This is a genomic window from Accumulibacter sp. (assembly GCF_023806565.1).
Classification (GTDB): domain Bacteria; phylum Pseudomonadota; class Gammaproteobacteria; order Burkholderiales; family Rhodocyclaceae; genus Accumulibacter.
In genome coordinates, this window is sequence record NZ_JAMTDV010000059.1 from 1 (window position 1) to 4,203 (window position 4,203).

Annotated in this window: 3 protein-coding genes; all 3 read left to right on the top strand. The window is 62.6% G+C overall.

Features of this window, described 5'->3' with window-relative positions; all coding sequences use genetic code 11:
- Positions 1-77 precede the first annotated feature (77 nt).
- From hsdR to NFV80_RS06635, 3 genes are read left to right on the top strand one after another with little or no spacing between them, the layout of a single operon-like run.
- Positions 78-2,453: an EcoAI/FtnUII family type I restriction enzme subunit R gene (hsdR, locus tag NFV80_RS06625; protein ID WP_295325011.1), complete on the top strand. Its 2,376-nt coding sequence runs from the start codon at positions 78-80 to the stop codon at positions 2,451-2,453.
- On the top strand, positions 2,446-2,610 hold the full coding sequence (locus tag NFV80_RS06630; protein WP_295325008.1) for a hypothetical protein: 165 nt from the start codon (positions 2,446-2,448) through the stop codon (positions 2,608-2,610). Before hsdR ends, NFV80_RS06630 begins: the two co-directional genes overlap by 8 nt.
- 18 nt (positions 2,611-2,628) lie before the next feature.
- Positions 2,629-4,092, top strand: a complete 1,464-nt coding sequence (locus NFV80_RS06635; protein ID WP_295325005.1) for a class I SAM-dependent DNA methyltransferase — start codon at positions 2,629-2,631, stop codon at positions 4,090-4,092.
- Positions 4,093-4,203: the final 111 nt, after the last annotated feature.

Here is a 4,203-nt window from a genome sequence, read left to right on the forward strand (position 1 = left end):
CTCGCCGACAGAGAGTGGCCAGCATCGGGCGTGTTATCTTCCGGGGAAAGTTCACTGGCCCATGGCCCTGCCCTGACATGTCCAAGAAGAACCTCTCCGAGCGCGACATCTGCAGCCAGTGCATCAACCCGGCGCTGCGGAGCGCCGGCTGGGATTTCGCCTCGCAGGTGCGCGAAGAGGTCACTTTCACGGCGGGACGCGTCATCGTGCGCGGCAAGCTGCACAGCCGGGGCAGCCGCAAACGCGCCGACTACCTGCTCTACTTCAAGCCCAACCTGCCGATCGCGGTCATCGAAGCCAAGGACAACCAGCACGGTCTCGGCGACGGCATGCAACAGGGCCTGAGTTACGCGGAAACGCTCGACTTGCCGTTCGCGTTCAGCAGCAACGGCGACGGTTTCCTGTTTCACGACCGTACCGGCCAGGCCGACCAGGTCGAAACGGCGCTGGCTCTCGACCGGTTTCCCTCGCCGCAGGATCTCTGGCAGCGCTACTGCGCATGGAAGGGACTCGCCACGGCGGAGAGTCGCGAAGCCGTCGAGACCCCGTATTACGACGACGGCAGCGGCAAGCTGCCGCGCTATTACCAGGTCAACGCCATCAATCGCAGCATCGAGGCGATTGCCCGCGGCCAGCAGCGCATCCTGCTGGTCATGGCCACCGGCACCGGCAAGACCTATACGGCCTTCCAGATCATCTGGCGGCTATGGAAGTCGAAAGCCAGAAAGCGCATTCTCTTCTTGGCCGACCGCAACATCCTCGTCGATCAGACGCGCACCAACGACTTCAAGCCCTTCGGTCCGGCAATGACCAAGATCGAGAAGCGGCAGGCCAACAAGGCGTTCGAGATTTACCTGTCGCTGTATCAGGCCGTAAGCGGCAGCGAGGACGAAAAGAACATCTACAGGCAGTTCTCCCCGGACTTCTTCGACCTCGTCGTGATCGACGAATGCCACCGGGGCAGCGCCGCCGAGGATTCGGCCTGGCGGGAAATTCTCGATTACTTCGCCAGCGCGACGCACATCGGTCTGACGGCAACTCCCAAGGAAACCAGGGAGGTTTCCAACGTCCATTACTTCGGTGAGCCGGTCTATACGTATTCGCTCAGGCAGGGCATCGACGACGGTTTCCTCGCGCCGTACAAGGTCATCCGCATCGACATCGACAAGGACCTGCAAGGCTGGCGTCCCGCCCAGGGCCAGACCGACCGGAACGGCAGGCTGATCGAAGACCGCATCTACAATCAGAAGGACTTCGACCGCACGCTGGTGCTGGAGAAGCGCACCGAACTGGTGGCAAGGAAGATCACCGAATTTCTCGGCGCCACCGACCCCTACGCCAAGACCATCGTCTTCTGCGAAGACATCGATCACGCCGAGCGCATGCGGCAGGCACTGGTCAATCTCAACCCGGCCCGGGTCAAGGAAAACCGCAAGTACATCATGCGCATCACCGGCGACGAGGCGGAGGGCAAGGCCGAGATCGACAACTTCATCAACCCGGAAAGCCGCTACCCGGTCATCGCCACCACCAGCAAGCTGATGACCACCGGCGTAGACGCACAGACCTGCAAGCTGATCGTGCTCGACCAGCGCATCCAGTCGATGACCGAATTCAAGCAGATCATCGGGCGGGGCACCCGCATCAACGAGGACTACGACAAGTTCTGGTTCTCGATCATCGATTTCAAGAAGGCAACCGAACTCTTCGCCGATCCCGACTTCGACGGGCCGCCGGAACAGGTCTACGAAGCACAGGGCGATCAGCCGCCGGTGCCGCCCGACGAAGAAGCCCCGCCGGACGGACCGGATCAAGAAGGGTCCTCCGCTCAACCGGAGCCGCCGCTGCCGCCGGAGGCCGAAGGAGCAAGGCGTATCAAGTACGTCGTCGGCGGTGAGGTCACCGTCTATGTCGTCGCCGAGCGAGTTCAGTACTACGGCCCCGATGGCAAGCTGATCACCGAATCGCTGAGGGACTACACCCGCCGCGCCGTGCGCAAGGAATACGCTTCGCTCGACGACTTCCTGCGTCGCTGGTCCAGCGCCGACCGCAAGAAAGCGGTAATCGAAGAACTGGAAGCACAGGGCGTCCCCCTCGAAGCCCTGGCCGAGGAAGTCGCCAGGAAACAGGGCCGCGAATGCAAATTGTTCGACCCCTTCGACCTCGTTTGCCACGTCGCCTTCGATCGCCCCCCGCTGACGCGCAGGGAACGCGCCGAACAGGTCAGGAAGCGGGATGTCTTCACCAGGTACGGCGAAAAGGCACGGGCGGTGCTGGAGGCGCTGGTCGAGAAATATGCCGATGCCGGCATCGAGAGTATCGAGGACATCAAGATCCTGACGCTAGACCCCTTCACCCACTTGGGCACGGTGCAGGAACTCCTCCACTCCTTTGGCGGCAAACCCGCCTACGTTGGCGCCATTCGGGACCTGGAAGCCCAGTTGTATGGCTGATCGCGAATATCGTCCCGCGCCGAACATGACGGAGCAGGAACTTGTCGCACTCGCCGCGCGGCTCGCGGCGGTCGCCACCGGCAACCCGCAAGCCATGCTCCCTGTCCGCAGTCTGCACACCGAGTTTGCCGATTGCCTCCCCATCATCAGCCAATAAGTTCAAAGACCAGTATTCATGTCCATCAGCACCACGATCAAGTCCATCCAGGACATCATGCGCAAGGACGTCGGGGTCGACGGCGACGCGCAGCGCATCGGCCAGCTCGTCTGGATGTTCTTCCTCAAGATTTACGACGACAAGGAAACCGAGTACGAACTGCTCGACGAGGACTACCGCTCGCCGATTCCGGAACCCCTGCGCTGGCGCAACTGGGCGGCCGACGCCGAGGGCATGACCGGCGAAGAACTGCTCGACTTCGTCAACAACCGGCTATTCCCGACACTCAAGAACCTGCAACCCAGGGGCGGCGACAGGCGCGGCTTCGTGATCCGCGGCGTTTTCGAGGACGCCTACAACTACATGAAATCCGGCCACCTGATGCGGCAGGTGATAAACCGGATCGTCGACGGCATCGACTTCAACCGGGCGCAGGATCGCCACCTCTTCGGCGATCTGTACGAACAAATCCTGCGCGACCTGCAGAGCGCCGGCAACGCCGGCGAGTACTACACGCCGCGCCCGGTCACCGGCTTCATGGTCGACCGGATCGCACCGCGGCTCGGCGAGAAGATCCTGGACCCGGCCTGCGGCACCGGCGGATTCCTCACCAGCGCCATCGAATATGTGCGCAATCGGCATGTGCGGACCGTCGAGCACGAGCAACTGCTCCAGCAATCCCTCTTCGGCGTCGAGAAGAAGCCGCTGCCGCACCTGCTCTGCACCACCAACATGATCCTGCACGGCATCGACGTGCCGACCAACGTGCGCCACGACAACACCCTCTCGCGCCCGCTGCGCGACTACGGCCCGCGCGACCGCGTCGACGTGATCGTCACCAACCCGCCCTTCGGCGGCATGGAAGAAGACGGCATCGAGAACAACTTCCCGGCCACCTTCCGCACCCGCGAAACCGCCGACCTCTTCCTCGTCCTCATCATGCATCTCCTGAAGGACGGTGGCCGCGCCGCCGTCGTGCTGCCCGACGGCACGCTCTTCGGCGAGGGCATCAAGACGCGCATCAAGGAACAGTTGCTGGAAACCTGCAACCTGCACACCGTCGTCCGCCTGCCCAACGGCGTCTTCAACCCCTACACCGGCATCAGGACCAACCTGCTGTTCTTCACCAAGGGCTCGCCGACGCAGGAAGTCTGGTTCTACGGGCACCCCTACCCGCCGGGCTACAAGAGCTATTCCAAGACCAGACCGATGCGCATCGAGGAGTTCGAGGCCGAAAAAGCCTGGTGGGGCGGCGTCGAGCGCAACAGCCGGGTGGAGAGCGAATTCGCCTGGAAAGTCAGCGCCGCCGACATCAGGGCGCGCAACTACAACCTCGACATCAGGAACCCGCACAGCCCGGACGCCATCAGCCACGATCCGGACGAACTGCTCGCCGACTACGCGGCCCTGCAAGCGAGAATTGGCGCGACGCGAAGTCAGCTCAGGGCTGTTTTGGCCGACGCGCTGGAGAAGGGAAAATGAAACCCCTGGTCTATGTCGAAACCTCGGTCATTTCCTGCCTGACCGCGAGCACCAGCAGTCAGCTGGTCACGGCAGCGCGTCAGGCGTGGACCAGTGAATGGTGGTGATTTC